This window comes from Alkalicoccobacillus porphyridii (genome assembly GCF_007293315.1).
GTDB classification, from domain to species: Bacteria; Bacillota; Bacilli; order Bacillales; family Bacillaceae_D; genus Alkalicoccobacillus; species Alkalicoccobacillus porphyridii.
This window is the reverse complement of record NZ_VLXZ01000032.1, coordinates 1-1,568: the sequence shown is the minus strand read 5'-3', so window position 1 is coordinate 1,568 and position 1,568 is coordinate 1. Positions and strand designations below refer to the sequence as shown.

At 57.3% G+C, this 1,568-nt stretch carries 1 protein-coding gene and 1 pseudogene; both read right to left on the bottom strand.

Translation table 11 applies throughout. The features are described 5' to 3' along the window. Nucleotides 1–347, bottom strand: a pseudogene (locus tag FN960_RS20645) (hypothetical protein); the annotation flags it as partial. 49 nt (nt 348–396) lie between these two features. After that, nucleotides 397–1,479 carry a DNA-binding transcriptional repressor LacI gene (lacI, locus tag FN960_RS20635; protein ID WP_000805902.1) on the bottom strand — a complete coding sequence of 361 codons (1,083 nt, stop codon included), beginning with the start codon at nt 1,477–1,479 and terminating at the stop codon, nt 397–399. Nucleotides 1,480–1,568: the final 89 nt, after the last annotated feature.

Below are 1,568 nucleotides of genomic sequence, written 5' to 3'. Positions count from 1 at the left end.
CCCCGCCAGCCTAGCCGGGTCCTCAACGACAGGAGCACGATCATGCGCACCCGTGGGGCCGCCATGCCGGCGATAATGGCCTGCTTCTCGCCGAAACGTTTGGTGGCGGGACCAGTGACGAAGGCTTGAGCGAGGGCGTGCAAGATTCCGAATACCGCAAGCGACAGGCCGATCATCGTCGCGCTCCAGCGAAAGCGGTCCTCGCCGAAAATGACCCAGAGCGCTGCCGGCACCTGTCCTACGAGTTGCATGATAAAGAAGACAGTCATAAGTGCGGCGACGATAGTCATGCCCCGCGCCCACCGGAAGGAGCTGACTGGGTTGAAGGCTCTCAAGGGCATCGGTCGAGATCCCGGTGCCTAATGAGTGAGCTAACTTACATTAATTGCGTTGCGCTCACTGCCCGCTTTCCAGTCGGGAAACCTGTCGTGCCAGCTGCATTAATGAATCGGCCAACGCGCGGGGAGAGGCGGTTTGCGTATTGGGCGCCAGGGTGGTTTTTCTTTTCACCAGTGAGACGGGCAACAGCTGATTGCCCTTCACCGCCTGGCCCTGAGAGAGTTGCAGCAAGCGGTCCACGCTGGTTTGCCCCAGCAGGCGAAAATCCTGTTTGATGGTGGTTAACGGCGGGATATAACATGAGCTGTCTTCGGTATCGTCGTATCCCACTACCGAGATATCCGCACCAACGCGCAGCCCGGACTCGGTAATGGCGCGCATTGCGCCCAGCGCCATCTGATCGTTGGCAACCAGCATCGCAGTGGGAACGATGCCCTCATTCAGCATTTGCATGGTTTGTTGAAAACCGGACATGGCACTCCAGTCGCCTTCCCGTTCCGCTATCGGCTGAATTTGATTGCGAGTGAGATATTTATGCCAGCCAGCCAGACGCAGACGCGCCGAGACAGAACTTAATGGGCCCGCTAACAGCGCGATTTGCTGGTGACCCAATGCGACCAGATGCTCCACGCCCAGTCGCGTACCGTCTTCATGGGAGAAAATAATACTGTTGATGGGTGTCTGGTCAGAGACATCAAGAAATAACGCCGGAACATTAGTGCAGGCAGCTTCCACAGCAATGGCATCCTGGTCATCCAGCGGATAGTTAATGATCAGCCCACTGACGCGTTGCGCGAGAAGATTGTGCACCGCCGCTTTACAGGCTTCGACGCCGCTTCGTTCTACCATCGACACCACCACGCTGGCACCCAGTTGATCGGCGCGAGATTTAATCGCCGCGACAATTTGCGACGGCGCGTGCAGGGCCAGACTGGAGGTGGCAACGCCAATCAGCAACGACTGTTTGCCCGCCAGTTGTTGTGCCACGCGGTTGGGAATGTAATTCAGCTCCGCCATCGCCGCTTCCACTTTTTCCCGCGTTTTCGCAGAAACGTGGCTGGCCTGGTTCACCACGCGGGAAACGGTCTGATAAGAGACACCGGCATACTCTGCGACATCGTATAACGTTACTGGTTTCACATTCACCACCCTGAATTGACTCTCTTCCGGGCGCTATCATGCCATACCGCGAAAGGTTTTGCGCCATTCGATGGTGTCCGGGATCTCGA